11 protein-coding genes are annotated in these 16797 nt (G+C 41.6%); 6 read left to right on the top strand and 5 right to left on the bottom strand.

From position 1 onward, the window contains the following. The first annotated feature begins 17 nt into the window (after positions 1-17). Both gltB and L1283_RS05955 read left to right on the top strand, forming a co-directional pair. Complete coding sequence (gene gltB, locus L1283_RS05960; RefSeq protein WP_088160254.1) at positions 18-4532, top strand: glutamate synthase large subunit; 4515 nt, start codon at positions 18-20, stop codon at positions 4530-4532. Between the two features lie 17 nt (positions 4533-4549). Continuing rightward, positions 4550-6010 carry a glutamate synthase subunit beta gene (locus tag L1283_RS05955; RefSeq protein WP_145327830.1) on the top strand — a complete coding sequence of 487 codons (1461 nt, stop codon included), beginning with the start codon at positions 4550-4552 and terminating at the stop codon, positions 6008-6010. Positions 6011-6161: 151 nt separating this feature from the next. Here the strand turns inward: L1283_RS05955 and L1283_RS05950 are convergent, their stop codons facing one another. Further along, positions 6162-7451, bottom strand: a complete 1290-nt coding sequence (locus L1283_RS05950) for an esterase-like activity of phytase family protein (RefSeq protein WP_088160252.1) — start codon at positions 7449-7451, stop codon at positions 6162-6164. A gap of 340 nt (positions 7452-7791) precedes the next feature. On the opposite strand from L1283_RS05950, the gene L1283_RS05945 reads away from it, so the two are divergent. Further along, a complete protein-coding gene (locus tag L1283_RS05945) occupies positions 7792-9345 on the top strand; it encodes a VIT domain-containing protein (RefSeq protein WP_380944241.1) in 1554 nt (517 codons plus the stop codon). Beyond that, on the top strand, positions 9302-10831 hold the full coding sequence (locus tag L1283_RS05940) for a DUF2135 domain-containing protein (RefSeq protein ID WP_312350789.1): 1530 nt from the start codon (positions 9302-9304) through the stop codon (positions 10829-10831). Before L1283_RS05945 ends, L1283_RS05940 begins: the two co-directional genes overlap by 44 nt. Positions 10832-10876: 45 nt before the next feature. On the opposite strand, the gene L1283_RS05935 is transcribed toward L1283_RS05940, so the two are convergent. The 3 genes from L1283_RS05935 to tgt form a co-directional block, all read right to left on the bottom strand. Further along, positions 10877-11788: a DMT family transporter gene (locus L1283_RS05935; RefSeq protein ID WP_145327832.1), complete on the bottom strand. Its 912-nt coding sequence runs from the start codon at positions 11786-11788 to the stop codon at positions 10877-10879. Positions 11789-11885: 97 nt separating this feature from the next. Beyond that, positions 11886-12962 carry an LptF/LptG family permease gene (locus L1283_RS05930; RefSeq protein ID WP_145327864.1) on the bottom strand — a complete coding sequence of 359 codons (1077 nt, stop codon included), beginning with the start codon at positions 12960-12962 and terminating at the stop codon, positions 11886-11888. Positions 12963-12989: 27 nt separating this feature from the next. Then, positions 12990-14120 (bottom strand): tRNA guanosine(34) transglycosylase Tgt, encoded by a 1131-nt coding sequence (gene tgt, locus L1283_RS05925; RefSeq protein ID WP_075991063.1) that lies wholly within the window; start codon positions 14118-14120, stop codon positions 12990-12992. 275 nt (positions 14121-14395) lie between these two features. Here tgt and L1283_RS05920 point away from each other — a divergent pair, with 275 nt between their 5' ends. Both L1283_RS05920 and rsmG read left to right on the top strand, forming a co-directional pair. Next, positions 14396-15538: a glycosyltransferase gene (locus L1283_RS05920; RefSeq protein WP_145327833.1), complete on the top strand. Its 1143-nt coding sequence runs from the start codon at positions 14396-14398 to the stop codon at positions 15536-15538. A 22-nt stretch (positions 15539-15560) separates the two neighbouring features. Continuing rightward, positions 15561-16196, top strand: a complete 636-nt coding sequence (gene rsmG, locus L1283_RS05915; protein WP_088160248.1) for a 16S rRNA (guanine(527)-N(7))-methyltransferase RsmG — start codon at positions 15561-15563, stop codon at positions 16194-16196. Here rsmG and L1283_RS05910 read toward each other — a convergent pair whose 3' ends face one another. After that, a complete protein-coding gene (locus L1283_RS05910) occupies positions 16197-16787 on the bottom strand; it encodes a hypothetical protein (RefSeq protein WP_145327834.1) in 591 nt (196 codons plus the stop codon). Positions 16788-16797 lie beyond the last annotated feature (10 nt).

Here is a 16797-nt window from a genome sequence, read left to right as displayed (position 1 = left end):
ATATTTGAAAAGGAAAGATGATTCAACAAAGACCGAAAACGGAGGGCCTCTACGACCCTAATTTTGAGCATGACGCCTGTGGGGTAGGCTTTGTCGCCCATATCAAAGGAAATAAATCACACGCACAAGTAAAGGATGCATTGACCATGTTGGAAAACATGGAACACCGCGGTGCTTGTGGCTGTGACCCAGAAAGCGGTGACGGAGCAGGTATCATGATCCAGCTTCCACATGAATTTTTATGGGAAGAATGTATCAACTTGGGTATACAACTGGAAGAGCCAGGTTATTATGGCACAGGTATGGTCTTTCTTCCTAAAGAAGAAGACATGAACAAAATATGTCGGGATTTGATTGAGGAAGCGGCAACAGAAAGGGGTATGAAATTCCTTGGCTACCGTCCAGTACCAGTCAATCGTGAAGGTATTGGACCAACAGCGCTCAGTGCAGAACCTGAAATTGTCCAATTTTTTGTCAGCAGACCGGACGGCGTTTCAAACACTGAAGAATTTGAACGCAAACTTTTTGTACTACGTCGCCTGATCATTCAAAAAGTTAAACAACAACAAGAATATCCTCTCCCGCTTTACTTTGCATCGCTTTCTTGCAAAACAATTATTTACAAAGGTCAATTAACAACATACCAGGTCGGAACTTATTATCTTGATTTACGCGATCCTCGTGTGGTATCTGCTTTTGGCTTAGTTCACTCGCGCTTTTCCACCAACACCTTCCCTTCATGGTCGCTTGCTCAACCATTCCGTATGCTGGCACACAATGGCGAGATCAATACGTTGACAGGTAACCTGAATTGGTTTTATGCAGGTATGCGCGCTTTATCATCGCCCTATTTTACGGAAGAAGAGATGGAAATCTTACTTCCAATCGTTGACCGTGGTCAGTCCGATTCGGCCTGCCTCGACAATGTAGCGGAACTTCTTTTACACAGCGGTCGTAGCCTCACCCACGTCATGTTGATGTTGGTACCTGAAGCTTGGGATGGCAATACACAAATGGATCCTTTAAAACGTGCTTTCTACGAATACCATGCGACGTTGATGGAGCCTTGGGATGGTCCTGCAGCCCTCTGCTTCACCGATGGTAAGCATATTGGTGCTACACTAGACCGCAACGGTTTACGTCCACTACGTTATGCCGTAACCTCAGACGACCGCGTCGTTGTTGCTTCTGAAGCGGGAGCACTTCCGATCGAGGAGTCTACCATCATCAAAAAAGGCCGCCAACAAGCAGGCAAGATTTTTCTTGTCGATATGGAACAGGGCCGTATCCTTACCGATAACGAAGTAAAAGATCAGCTGATCAACCAGCAGCCCTACAGCGATTGGTTGGACAATTACAAAATCAAACTGGAAGAACTGGAAGAGCCTCGTGTAACCTACACCTATCTTTCCAAAGATTCCGTTTTCAAATATCAAAAGACATTTGGTTTCTCCCGCGAGGATCTGGAAACCATCCTGACTCCAATGGCATTGACAGGGTACGAACCGACAGGCTCAATGGGGTCCGATGTTCCGCTGGCCATTCTTTCCGATCAACCACAGCATATTTCAAGTTATTTTAAACAATTTTTTGCCCAAGTAACTAACCCTCCAATCGATCCGATTCGCGAACGCTTGGTCATGAGTTTAGCAACATTCATCGGTAATGCAGGCAATATCCTGATCGAAGACAAGAAATTCTGTCACTGTGTGACTTTACCGCATCCGATCCTGACCTCCAAAGAACTGGAGAAATTGCGTTCGATCGACACAGGATTGTTCCAAGCAAAAACCATTCAGTCTTATTTCCGCTCAGATGGTAAGCCTGGATCATTGGAAGCAGGTCTGGAACGCTTGTGCCGCTATGCGGATGATGCCGTACGTGATGGTTTTGAAGTCTTAATTCTTTCAGATCGTGCGATCGATTCCAAACATGCAGCAATACCATCGTTACTTGCTGTTTCAGCAGTCCATCACCACTTGATCAAAACAGGTAACCGTGGCGCTGTAGGTCTAGTGGTCGAAGCCGGTGATGCTTGGGAAGTGCACCATTTTGCCTGCCTATTAGCTTTCGGTGCCACTGCGATCAACCCGTATATGGCATTGGCGAGCATCCGTACGATGAAGGAACAAAATACCTTAGATACAGAGCTCACTTGGCCAGAATTATCCAAAAACTACGTCAAGGCCGTCAACAATGGTTTGTTGAAAATTTTCTCCAAAATGGGGATCTCCACATTGCAATCCTACCACGGAGCGCAGATTTTCGAGGTACTCGGCATCGACAAATCTGTCGTTGATAAATTTTTCTGCGGAGCAGTCTCACGTATCGGTGGCATGACATTAGATGATCTTGCCAAAGAAGCCCTCTCAAAACACTGGCGTGGATTTGAAAAAAGCCGTACACCGCAAAATTTATTGCCAGAAGGCGGTATTTACCAATGGAAACGCCGCGGTGAAGGCCACCTTTGGAATCCCGACACGATTCACCTATTGCAACAGGCCTGTCGCACCGGAGACTACGCAACCTATAAAAAATACGCACAGAAAATCAACGAGCAGAAGGAACATATGTTTACCCTTCGTGGATTGTTGGACTTTGCAAAACATCGCAATTCTATTCCATTGGAGCAAGTAGAACCTGCTAGTGAAATTCTAAAACGTTTCGCAACCGGAGCGATGTCCTTTGGATCAATTTCCCACGAAGCGCATAGTACCCTTGCCATCGCCATGAACCGCATCGGTGCAAAATCGAACACTGGTGAAGGTGGAGAAGATGAATTGCGTTATCAACCGCTTCCAAATGGAGATTCTATGCGCTCGGCTATTAAACAGGTTGCCTCGGCTCGTTTTGGTGTCACGTCCAATTATCTGACACAAGCGGACGAACTACAGATCAAAATGGCCCAAGGTGCCAAACCGGGAGAAGGAGGTCAATTACCTGGTCCCAAAGTGGATGCCTGGATTGCAAAAACCAGACACTCTACACCGGGTGTCGGTCTGATTTCACCCCCCCCCCACCACGATATTTACTCCATCGAAGATTTAGCGCAGCTGATCTTTGACCTAAAGAATGCTAACCGTCAAGCAAGAATCAACGTAAAATTGGTCTCTAAAGCAGGTGTTGGTACCATTGCTGCCGGAGTTGCAAAAGCCCATGCCGACGTCATTCTTATTGCAGGTTTTGATGGTGGTACAGGTGCATCTCCAATCAGTTCAATCAAGCACGCTGGACTACCTTGGGAATTAGGCCTTGCAGAAGCGCATCAGACACTTGTTAAAAACAAATTGCGCAGTCGTGTCGTGTTACAAGCGGACGGCCAGGTAAAAACAGGTCGCGACATCATCATCGCTACACTATTGGGCGCTGAGGAATGGGGCGTATCTACAGCAGCATTGGTTGCCGGCGGCTGTATCATGATGCGTAAATGCCACCTGAATACGTGTCCTGTAGGTGTTGCAACTCAAGATCCAGAACTGCGTAAATTATTCTCTGGAAAACCAGAAGATATTGTCAACTTATTTACCTTCCTCGCGGAGGAAGTCCGGGAAACTATGGCTTATCTAGGCTTCCGTACCATCAACGAAATGGTGGGAAGAGCTCAATTCTTGAAAAAACGCGAGAATATAAACCATTGGAAAGCTAAGAAAATTGATTTCACAGACATTCTACATGTGGAACGCAACGAGCCTGGACAATCGTTATACAATACCGAAGAGCAGGATCACGGTATGGCCATGATTTTGGATTGGGGCCTCCTAAAACAATCAAAATTGGCTTTAGACAGCAAAACTCCTGTATTTGGCACCTTTAAGGTCAAAAATACAGACCGTACGATCGGAACAATGTTGTCCAATGAAATTTCAAAACTCTACGGTTCTGAAGGCCTGCCTGATAATACCATCAATTTCAAATTTGAAGGTTCCGCCGGACAAAGTTTCGGTGCATTTTCAACAAAGGGTCTTTCATTTGAATTACAAGGTGAAGCCAATGATTATGTTGGAAAAGGGCTATCAGGAGCTCAGCTAGCAATCTATCCAGTTGCAGAAAGTGCTCTCGTACCGGAAGATAATATCATTATCGGCAACGTTGCACTATTTGGAGCAACCTCTGGACATCTATTCGTGAACGGACAGGCCGGCGAACGCTTCGCCGTACGTAACTCAGGTGCAACAGCTGTCGTTGAGGGTGTTGGTGACCATGGCTGTGAGTATATGACTGGGGGCCGTGCGCTGATCTTAGGGGCAACGGGTCGTAACTTTGCTGCCGGAATGAGCGGTGGTATCGCATGGATCTACGACATTAACGAGGATTTCCGCGAAAACTGCAATCAGGAAATGGTCGATCTGGACCCATTGGAAAGTGAAGACGAAACCGCAATTATCGCTTTGCTGAAACGTCATATTTTGCTTACCAATAGCCGCAGAGCAGATTTCATCCTGCAAAACTGGTCAAGAGAAAAAAATAAATTCATTAAGGTATTCCCTAGAGAATACAAAAATGTCATTCGTCAAAAATTAGTTGAAGCATAATATAGGAAGCACAGATCATGGGAAAAATTACAGGTTTTAAAGAATTTGAGCGCGTGCTTCCGACAAAAGAAGCTGTGGAAGGTCGCGTAAAGCACTTTAAGGAATTCAATAAAGGATATTCAGAGAATGAGCTCAATAAGCAAGCTGCTCGCTGCATGGATTGCGGCATTCCATTTTGCCATTCAGGTTGCCCACTGGGCAATGTCATCCCTGAATTTAACGATGCCGTATACGATGGAAAATGGGAAGAGGCCTATCAGATTTTGTCCTCCACCAATAACTTCCCTGAATTTACAGGTAGAATATGTCCGGCACCATGCGAATCAGCCTGTGTACTTGGCATACATAGTACTCCGATCACTATTGAGGAGATCGAAAAACATATTATTGAGATTGCTTTTAAAAAGGGTTATGTCAAAGCACATAAAAGCTATTTAAAAACAGGCAAACGCGTCGCTGTCGTGGGCTCTGGTCCAGCAGGACTAGCGGCTGCCGCTCAGCTCAATAAGGCTGGGCACGATGTTATCGTCTTCGAACGTGATGACCAGGTTGGAGGTTTACTCCGTTACGGTATTCCGGATTTTAAATTAGAAAAATCGGTGATCGATCGCCGTGTCAATCTCATGAAAGAATCGGGAATAGAATTCAAGGTTAACACAGAAGTTGGCAAAGATATCAGCTTTTATGAATTAAAAGCTTATGATGCAGTTATATTGGCCACTGGTTCAACCGTTCCTTGGCACATGCAATTACCGGGGCATGAAGCTAAAGGCATACATTTTGCCATGGACTTTTTGACCCAACAGAATAAAGAAGTAAGCGGAATCGCTATCGAACAAGACCGCATCTTGGCAACAGACAAACATGTTGTTGTCATCGGTGACGGTGATACCGGATCAGACTGTATTGGTACATCCAATCGTCATCGTGCAAAAAGTATTACACAGATTGCCCGCAAACCTACACCATCTAAACATCGCCTAAAGAACAATCCTTGGCCGATGGACAAGCTCACATTCGGAACCTCCTCTTCCCAAGAAGAAGGCTGTGAAAGACTTTGGGCTACAGAAACCCAGGAATTTGTCCAAGACGAAAATGGTCATATTAAGGGAGTAAAAATCAAGGAAGTTCAATACGAAGTTGATGAATTTGGAAAAAGAACCCGCTTAGGAGAATCCGAGATCCGTGAAATACCGGCAGACCTCGTATTACTGGCTATTGGTTATCAACATACTGAACATACGCTCTTAGAACAGTTAGGTGTTCGTGTAGATGAAAAAGGAAATATCCTCGCAAATGACAAAGAATACCAAACGACAATTGATAATATCTTTACAGCCGGAGACTGCCGTAAAGGCCAATCGCTTGTTGTTTGGGCCATCTCCGAAGGACGCGAATGTGCTCGAAAAGTCGATGAATACCTAATGGGTTATTCAGAGCTTGAAAGCAAAGACTTCCTGACCACAATAAATGCTTAAAAGTAGGCCGCGCTCAACAGAGAGTTCATACAAGTGGTACACCAAGCCACCGTATAATCTTTAGCGATAAGAGCAAAAGCGTGAACAGTATAAAATCATAAAAAGGTCCGTTGAGAATTCAACGGACCTTTTTATGATCAGTCATTCGTCCCTATTTCAGTGGGTCCTTAAGTTTAACAAAATAAATGCTGTTTTTATCTACAGTCTTTATGTAAGGCAATATTTTCGACTCATAGAAACCTTTTCCGGTTACCCCAAAATCATCATCATTACATACCGCGATCATGAATGGATTAATGACAGCCAAGCCCTCTGCTTTATCATGCGGATACAATTCCTTGATGTCAGTCATTAAATCAGCAACCAATGTCTTATTGACTGGTTTAATATTATACTTTGCCAATGTAGCTGCGTCTTTGAGTTCCTCGACAGTTTTACCGTCAAATAATTTCCCAGTTGCGGTATTATTCGCATCCGAGATATCTGTTGCGCCAGAAAGATCTATTTTATAAATTTTCTTAAATACAGTAGAGCGAGTTGCTTCTGTCGCGTATTCCCCATCACGTTCCAAGACAATAAATGTTGAATTGCTCACGGCAGCAATTTCACTTACAGCCTGCAAATCGGTACGCTCCATCATATAGACATATTGTTTCGTGGCACCGCTCGCAATATCGAGCGTAACAATACGGATTGCCAACGAATTTTTAATCGCATCTTTAGATGGATTATACAGCGGAAATTGCATGATTCCGACCAGTGTTTTACCGTCAGGCGTAAGCGTCAATCCTTCCATTCCGCGATTAGGACGACGTTTGGCAAATACTAAAGGCAACTTTTTACCCGTAGACCAAGGATTAATCCGTTCGATTTCTTTTCCCGAAGCGTCAAAATGAACGATATGTGGTCCGTATTCGTCACTGACCCACCAAGAACCATCCGCCGCTCTCGCTAGTCCCTCTGAATCGATTCCATCCTCGCTTTTCCCTAGATCTTTACCATCAACCCCCAATGCTTTTTCTCCAGAACCACCCTTCCCTTCAGGATTTGGCAGACCATTCAATTTCACACCATCTTTATTTTTCAATTCGATAACAGATTCCAATGTTAGCGTATTTTCCTTTAATCTGAATTTACCGATCTGCGGTGCAAATGCCGGAGTAGCAAATACTTTACTATCGCTTTCTGTCCCATCAATATTTGGTCCCCTATCAGTTAAAAGATAAAATATAGATTTATCAGTAGGATCTTGGACCATCGAAGACCCATAGCCTCCATTATACACTTTTACATCATTAATATCACTTAATACTTTTGGGTCTGTTGCTATTGCCTTTTGCGGATAGGTCAGTTCTGTCGGGTCAGTAATCTGCGACACATCATCTTTACTACATGAAGCACACAATAGGGCTATCCCCAGTACACTGTATATTTTTTTCATCTGTACAAATTTTTCAAATAATGTTTACTGCTATTCAGGTTCATTCCAATAGCCAAATTCTATTCCTGTTGCCTTGCATATCCGATAAAACAGTAAGGTTAGTCTAAACAATCTATACTTGGCTGGCTGTCCGAATACTGATGCAAACATAATTGCCAGATATTAGCCAATCATTAACATAAGTTTAAATAAACTGCATCTATCGTAAAAAACATCCTATAAAAATTAAATACCCCCGGTTATGGAATTTTGAATTTTCCTGCATCACTAGAAAAATAACAACTAATTGTACCGCGAACCATCGATGTATTCACGGACCTCACCTACTAAACATAGAAAGATGAAAAAGATCATAGTTGCCCTGTTCATAATTTTGGCATTTTCCAATGTGGATACGAAATCTCAGATCAAAACTACACGCGAAATACCCAGCTTAAGAATTAAAAATGACGATAGCCAGCAAAACAAGGTGATGTTGGCAGACCTAAAAGTAGATGTTGCGATCTTCGGAAATATGGCCAAAACGACGATGACAATGGTCTTCGACAATAAGACCAATCGCGATCTCGAGGGCGAACTGACATTCCCTATGCCGGAAGGCGTTTCCGTGAGCGGTTACGCCTTAGATATCAACGGCAAATTACGCCAGGCAGTTCCAGTCGATAAAAATAAAGGTACCGAAGTATTTGAAAGTATAGAAACACGCCGGGTCGATCCGGGTCTATTGGAAAAAGTCGAAGGCAATAATTTCCGAACTCGGATTTACCCATTACCAGCGAATGGGAAACGCACCGTTCAGATTAGCTATTCGGAAAATCTGACAACAGCATCCGATCAGGCTCGTTACTACCATCTACCCTTAAACTATACATCCCCCATTGAAAACTTCACCTTGGATATCCATGTCTTTCAAGACACACATAAGCCAAATTTCACAGAGAAACCAGATGGTTCGTTGGCATTCTCACAACATAACAGCAATTACACAGCTTCTTTACATAAACAACAGTTTAAATCCCAGCGAAATTTAGTCATTCAACTGCCGACAGACAACAGGGAAACATCAGGTCTATTTCAGGCAAATAATGACAATACATTTTATTTTCTTGCCAATGCAAGCGTCAACTCCATAAAACCTGCTCAAAAGAAATGGGGGCACAGCATTGGAATTATATGGGACCGTTCGCTCAGCAGTAAAAATAGAGATATAGAAAAGGAACTCGCGCTATTAGATTTCTTTTTTAAAGAAAACCCCAATATGACTGTTGATCTGGGCTTATTGGACATCCGCTTTGTAAAAGGGCATACGTTTCAGGTAAGTCAAGGTAATTGGAATGATCTCAAAAACTACATCAAAGGAATTAATTACGATGGCGGTACAGATTATAGCCAAATAAAGGCCGGTGTAATAAAGGCCAGCAATTACCTGCTGTTTAGCGACGGCCTTTCTACATTTGGTCAAAGTAAAATGAGCCTTGACAATCCAGTCTATTGCATTACTTCATCCAGCGGGTCCGACTATGGTGTCCTAAAACAAATTGCCCAAAAACATATTGGAAAGATGATCAATTTAGTCAATACCTCAATAACTGAAGCTTATCATAATCTAAATACGATAAACCTTATCTATCTGGGGATAAAAGAAAAAAATGATTTTGAAGAAGTTTATCCTCAAAAAGGTACCCCAATACAAGCCAATTTTTCTATCGCGGGCTTAGGGAAACACCCAGGATTGAAGCAGCTCACCGTACTTGTAGGAGATGGGCAACAAGCACCACAAGAGATTAGTATAGCGCTGCACCCTGACCATGGTGAAATTGACCTACAGCAGATCTGGGCACAAAAGAAAATTGAAGCGCTGGATCTTCAATACGAAGACAATCGAAGAAATTGAAACCCTTGGTAAACAGTTCGGTATTGTTACCCGAAATACCAGCTTAATTGTACTGGAAACTGTAGAAGATTACATACGTTATGCAATAACTCCACCTGCCGAATTGCTTTCCGAATTTAATCGGCTCATAAAAGAAGAACGTATCGCAAAGGAAGAACGTGTAGCAGACTTGTTGGATCAGGCTCAAGACATTACCAAACAGCTTCAGTCCTGGTGGAATACCGATTTTCAGCAAAAAAAGAAATATCCAAAGCGTAAAAGATTAATTCGCATTCCAGAACCTGCCGTTGCTGAAGAGATGGCTACCGGTGTTGCTCCTGTTACACCCATTCCGTCGCGTCGCTCAGCTAGTCCTGCAGCTCCCACGCTAGCCTTAGAATCGCGTTCATCTGACCGAACCTCAGCGAAAAGCATCTCGGCAACTGGCAATTCAAGCACTGGCCATACAGCAACCAGCGAACTGGCGAGGGCGGCCGCATCTGAGGACGTTCTTCAGGAATTCGCTGTTGTTCAATCCTTAGAAGGACGTGTAGCTGGCCTACAAACGCCAAGCAGCACTAACAACATACGTGGAAAAATCAGCATCCCCGAAATTAAAGAAGACCAAGCCTATTTACAGGACCTTATTCAATCCAAAGATCCTTACAAAAGCTATCTCCAACTTCGGGATCAGTATATGGGAACGCCAACTTTTTATTTTGATGTCGCAAACTTCTTTTTCAAAAGAGGAGATCGAGACAAAGCGCTACTCATTTTAAGTGCACTCGCAGACTTACAAATTGAAAATGCAGATCTCTACAAAACCATCTCTTATAAGTTACGGGAATGGGGCGATTACGACAATGCACTATTCATTACAGCTAAGGTTTTAAAATGGCGTCCAATGGATCCACAAAGCCACCGCGATTATGCCCTTGTCTTACAAGACAAAGGTATGTTCAAGGAAGCACTAGAACAATTATATGGGATTTTGACCCAGAGCTACTCCCCGGAAGCAGCCGACCGCGATGACGGTATTGAAGAAACATTGGTTATGGAAATCAATAATATCATTAAAGCAAACAAAGCTGCAAGCTCCACAGTTACCGTGAACAAAAAATTGATTGCGGATCTGCCCGTCGACATTCGTGTTGTCATCAATTGGAATTCACAAAACACCGATATAGACCTTTGGGTAACTGATCCAAATCAAGAAAAATGCTTTTATAGTAATCCAGCCACAGCGATTGGGGGTCGACTCAGCAATGACTTTACTGGCGGCTATGGCCCTGAACAATTTTTATTGAAAAAAGCACTAAAAGGAAAATATAAAATTGAAGTTGATTTCTTTAACGATGGTTCCCTGACGCTAGCAGGTCCAGCGGCTGTGATGGCTGAAATTTATACCTACTATAGCAGTGGAAAGCAAGAACGAAAAATCGTTACGATCTACCTTGACCGCAATAAGGAGCGCAATATTGGTATTGGCGAATTTTCATTCCAGTAGATTACCAGAGACAGTGAAGTCAATAAATTGACTTCACTGTCTCAATTAATGCAATTTACGAATAACCAGATCTTTTTGTCTATTCTCTAATTTGGTTTTTACATAAGGGTAAGTAAATACTGCTCCTAAAACGATACAGGCTCCAAGATAAAACCCGCCGCTCATGGTCTCCTTTTGCCCAAATATCAACATCGCTAACAGAATACCATATACAGGCTCCAGATTGGTTGTCAGCGCAACAGTAAAAGCAGATAATTCCTTCATAACAGCAACGCCCATAACATAAGCCACCGCCGTACAAACCACACCTAACAACAGCAGATAAATTAAATCTTGCCGCCCCAGTCTCATTTCAGCATTGAAATCTCCTGTAAACAACATCAATATGCTGATCCAAAAGCATGCCCCCATCATCTCATAGAACGTAATCAGGGTTGGGCTCGATTTTTTAACCATACGCGCATTGGCGATAGAAAATATACTCGCGCAAAACGCACAACCAAGCCCCGCCAATAGACCAACGAGGTAATGTGTTTCAAAAGAAAAGATCGTATAAATACCGATGATAATTACCAAACCAACTACAATATCCAACAGTGCAATGCGCTTTTTATTCACAATAGGCTCCAATATTGCCGTAAATAAAGTCACCGAGGATAGCGTAACCAATGTCACCGATACGGTCGATACTTTGATCGAATAAAAAAATAATACCCAATGCAGCCCAACAACGGCCCCCACCATAAAAAACTGGAGAAACTGTTTCCGCGAAACTACAATCGATTGTTTGGTTACCAAGAAATAGATCAACAGCGCGATAGACGCTATTGCAACACGATACCACACTAAATGAAGGGCAGATACGGAAATCAGACTACCCAAAATCCCGGTAAATCCCCAAATAAGTATTGTTAAATGCAGAATTAGAATATTCCGATTTAATTGAATTTTAGCCATATTCTCTAGAATACATTTGTATAGAAATGATGAGCAATACCTATTATTTCCCTTTATAAGGCAGGCTCACTGAAGTTATTGAAAACTGAACAAAAAATTACTTTGGCGCTTTTATCGCCAGGTATAGTGCTACCAAAAAGAAGGTAACATTCGGAATTAATACGGCTATCAACGGTGGCAGTCCCCCTTTCAAAGAAAACATCGTTGCAAACTGTATAAAGACGATATATGTAAAACTTAACGCGATACCAATCCCAAGACTCAATCCTATCCCCCCACGAACTTTCTTAGAGGACAGTGCCACACCCATCAAGGTCAGTACAAAAGCTGAAAATGGATACACATAACGCTTGTATTTCTCAAGCAATAAATCGTTCATGACTCCTGTTCCTCTGATCTCCTCCTTATGGATACGAATATTTAATTCGCGTGTATCCATGGCGGTAAACATATTGTCACGTACCTCAAAATCCGAAGGTTTCATATCCAAAGTCGTGTCTTTAACGGCTCCTTTGTCCATGCGTTCATGCAGTCCATTGATAATACGATTGGTATATCCTTCGATCTTCCATTTTGTTGCCACCGAGTCCCAGGTAATACGGTCAGCCATCATTTTTTCCTTGAGGGTATCCCCTTTGAAAATTTCAAGTACAAAGCCGTATCCTGTTTTGGTTGTATTATCAAAATTGTCTATATAAACATAGCTGTTTTTGTCCAATTGCATGTGAGTAGAAACCCTCGAGTTATCCTTGGGTGGCTTTACGTAGATATTTTCAAAATCAACCTTCATCTTATTGGTATTCGGAATAATAAAAATGTTGAATACCAAAGAAATAGCAAATATCAGGGTTGCAGCCATCATGTAGGGACGAAGCAAACGGTTAAAGCTATACCCGGCGCTTAGAATCGGGACAATTTCAGTTTGGTCCGCCATCTTGGAGGTAAAGAAAATAACCGCAATAAAGTTGATCAGCGGACAAAGAAAATTTAAGTAAAAGGGAATAAACCCCGCATAATACTCAAAAATAATCTTATCGAGGGGTGCATGATATTTTAAAAAATCATCCAATCGTTCGGACACGTCAAAAACCACCATGACAACAGTAAATATCGCCATAGTGAATAAAAAAGTACTTAAATACTTTTTGATAATGTAACGATCGATTAACGACAGCATTTTTTTAACTTGCGCTATTTAGTTCTACAAACGTTGATCCAATATTTTCACCATTTTGTTTTTCCAATCGTAGAAAGTTCCATCAATGATTCGCTCCCTAGCCTGATTAACCAACCAAAGGTAAAAATGTAAATTATGTAAAGAAGCAATTTGTGCTCCAAGAATTTCTTGTGATTTAATCAAATGCCTTAGATAGGCTTTCGAATAAAATTGATCAGCATGCAGATCACTCTCCGCTTCTATTGGTGAAAAATCATCTTTCCACTTTTCATTTTTGATATTGATAATACCATTTTGTGTGAAAAGCATACCATTTCTAGCATTACGGGTTGGCATAACGCAATCGAACATATCCACCCCTAAGGCAATATTTTCAAGAATATTTACCGGTGTTCCTACGCCCATAAGATAACGTGGTTTGTCATGCGGTAAGATATCACAGACAACTTCGGTCATAGCATACATTTCTTCCGCAGGTTCGCCAACCGATAATCCACCGATCGCATTTCCTTCACGGTTAAACGAAGCAATAGTCTCTGCGGATTTAATTCTTAAATCTTTGTAAACAGATCCTTGAACAATTGGAAACAAAGTCTGATCATACCCATAAAGCGGATCAGTGCTATCAAAACGATCCACACAGCGTTTCAGCCAACGATGGGTCATATCCAAAGAACGACGTGCATACCCATAATCACATGGATAAGGCGTACACTCATCAAATGCCATAATGATGTCTGCACCGATAATACGCTGCGTATCCATTACATTTTCTGGTGTAAATAGATGTTTTGATCCATCGATATGGGAACGAAAGGTAACCCCTTCTTCTTTGATCTTACGTACTTCGGTCAACGAATACACTTGATAACCACCAGAATCTGTTAAAATAGGTCGATCCCAACCATTGAATTTATGCAATCCGCCGGCTTTATTCAACACATTCAGCCCCGGACGTAAATAGAGGTGGTACGTATTACCCAGAATAATCTGCGCTTCAATATCGTTCTTCAATTCATGTTGATGAATTGCTTTCACTGTACCTGCCGTACCAACAGGCATAAAAATAGGCGTTTGAATGGGACCGTGTGCAGTTTCGACAACACCTGCACGTGCTTTTGACAACTTATCTTGTGCTTGTAGCGTAAATTTCATTAATATTTTTCCTCTGAGACTATTTCTATTTTAAAGAATGATTTGCCATGGAAATGGCGATATCGGCATTTGGAGTAAAAAATTAAAAACTCATTTTCAACTAGTTGCAACTTAAAAAGTCATTATAGCTTTCCTAATTTCCACCCAAGCTCGGATTCATCCCTAGAATACGTTGCAAAAATACTATAAAAAGATTTGCAAACAGGATGTTTCAAAAATAAATTATCATTTTTCCCCTATAAAAAAGTTGCGGAAAGCACTTATCTTTGTGAGCTATGCTTGACCTTCACGTATTTTTGGCCAATCTTCCATATATTGCTTTTGGAGTATTGGGTCTTTTCTTATTGATACAATTGTACTACATCTTATTTGTATATAGCAAATTGAGTCGTTATCAAATTGAACCTGTACAAGAAGGAACCGAATTCCCACCGCTATCCGTTATTATTTGTGCACACAATGAACAGGATAATATTCCTGAATTCCTTCCGAGTATACTGAATCAAGACTATCCCAATTTTGAAGTAATTGTTGTCAATGATTTCTCAACAGACAATACGCCTTGGATATTGCATGATTTCGAAGCAAAATATCCCAATTTAAAGATTGTGGATATCAAAGAGCATATTCGCTTGAAACATGGTAAAAAGTTTGCCGTCAGTATGGGTATCAAAGCATCAAAGCACCAGACACTGGTGTTTACCGATGCGGATTGTGCGCCACAATCCGATCAATGGCTCAAAGAAATTGCCGCAGCTTTCAGACCGGAAACAGAAATTGTACTAGGCTATTCTCCTTATTTTAAGAAAAAAAGCTTGCTAAATCTATTGATTCGATTTGAAACTAGCCATACTGCCATGAGTTATTTCTCCTATGCACTAAAGGGTGATGCCTATATGGGAGTAGGGCGTAACATGGCTTACAAAAAAGACCTTTTCTTTCGTAACAAAGGATTTGCAGCACATATGCATATTAAATCCGGCGATGATGATCTTTTTGTTAACCAAAATGCAAATCCGACCAATGTTAACATTGCACTGGCAGCCGAATCCATTGTCTATTCGGAACCCAAAGCGACTTGGAGGAGCTATTACAAGCAAAAAGCAAGACACTCAGGCGCCTCTACCATTTACAAAAAGCGACATCAGCGCATGCTGGGCACTCAGCTGGTATCGGCAGTCTTTTTTTACGTAGCACTTATCGCAACAGCGATTGCCTTTCCAATGTACTGGTATGTTCCCGTTACAGCCTACCTTCTAAGGCTGATTGCCCAATGGATAATATTTGCCAACATCTATAAAAAACTAGAAGTAAAGGAACTGATTTGGTGGCTGCCTTTGGTAGACTTCATCTACTATTTCTATATTTGCATCAATGGCATCTTCAGCAGAAAAAAGAAAAAAATAAGCTGGAAATAATTCACTTTTAAAATACGAAGCTTTGAATCCAACAGTTGATATCATCTATAACTATTTTCCAAAATTAACGGATATTCAAAAAGAACAGTTTGCAAAACTTGCCGACCTCTATACATTTTGGAATAGCCAAATCAATGTTATTTCACGTAAAGACATTGATAGCCTCTACCTGCACCATGTATTACATTCGCTAGGTATCGCTAAATTTGTCCAAGAGCTCACGCCAGGAACACAAATTTTGGATGTGGGAACCGGAGGAGGCTTTCCAGGTATCCCAATGGCCATTATGTTTCCTGAAGTCAAATTCCATTTGGTCGATTCTATCGGCAAAAAAATTAAGGTCGTACGTGAAGTTGCAGCTGGACTCGGTCTCCAGAATGTTGAAGCAGATCATATCCGCGCAGAACAACTCGACGACAAATATGATTTTGTCATATCACGTGCGGTGACAAGACTTGGAGAATTTACGCCTTGGATACAGAATAAATTCGCAAGAAAAGATAAAAACGGGATCCCTAATGGAATTCTTTACTTAAAAGGCGGAGATCTCACCGAAGAGATCAAAGAATCTAAGCTCAAAGCAGAATTACACCCACTTTCAGATTACTTTAAAGAAGATTTCTTTGATACAAAATATCTGGTATACGTACCTATGTAATTAAAGTTTGGCATTACCCATAGGAAACTGAAGTCGCCTATGGATAATGTCTACAGAATCGAGGTAGTTCGTTAAACACTTATGGATATAAGCGATCTTCTCATAGCGATCATTCTCACGAAGCCATTTTAAGGAAGGCTCATAGTATATCCTAAATTTGCGCAACGAATCTCCCGACAACTTGCTGTATTCCTGTGTCAGCGGATACCATTCCTCGCGAATCAGATCCTGTTGGTATTCTTTTTCAAACTGACGTTGAAGTTTTCTCGAATTTCGTCCCTTTCGACTGAATTTATTGTAAAGCTTGTTCAGATTGACAGCAATTCCGCCCTGATGAGGCAAGGTCACCATATTTTTCGTATCACCCCAGAAAAAGATCGACTTATACTCCTCCTTTTTTTCTTCCCATTTATCCCCCGCTGATTTGCGTTTGATCGAAACAGTATCCAAACGTAACGTATCTTTTGGACTTCCTTTTTTCCCAATGGTATCCAGAAGATGAGGTCTCCCGGAATAGGCAAAAACTCCCTGCCGATAAAACGAAAAGTAGACACAGAAAAACAATAAAGATAGAAATCCGATACGTACCATATTTATAATT

Origin of the sequence: Sphingobacterium sp. HSC-15S19, from assembly GCF_050433745.1 — a bacterium.
Taxonomy (GTDB): Bacteria; Bacteroidota; Bacteroidia; order Sphingobacteriales; family Sphingobacteriaceae; genus Sphingobacterium; species Sphingobacterium siyangense.
The sequence above is the reverse complement of the archived record's forward strand: the minus strand, read 5'-3'. Positions and strand labels throughout refer to the sequence as shown.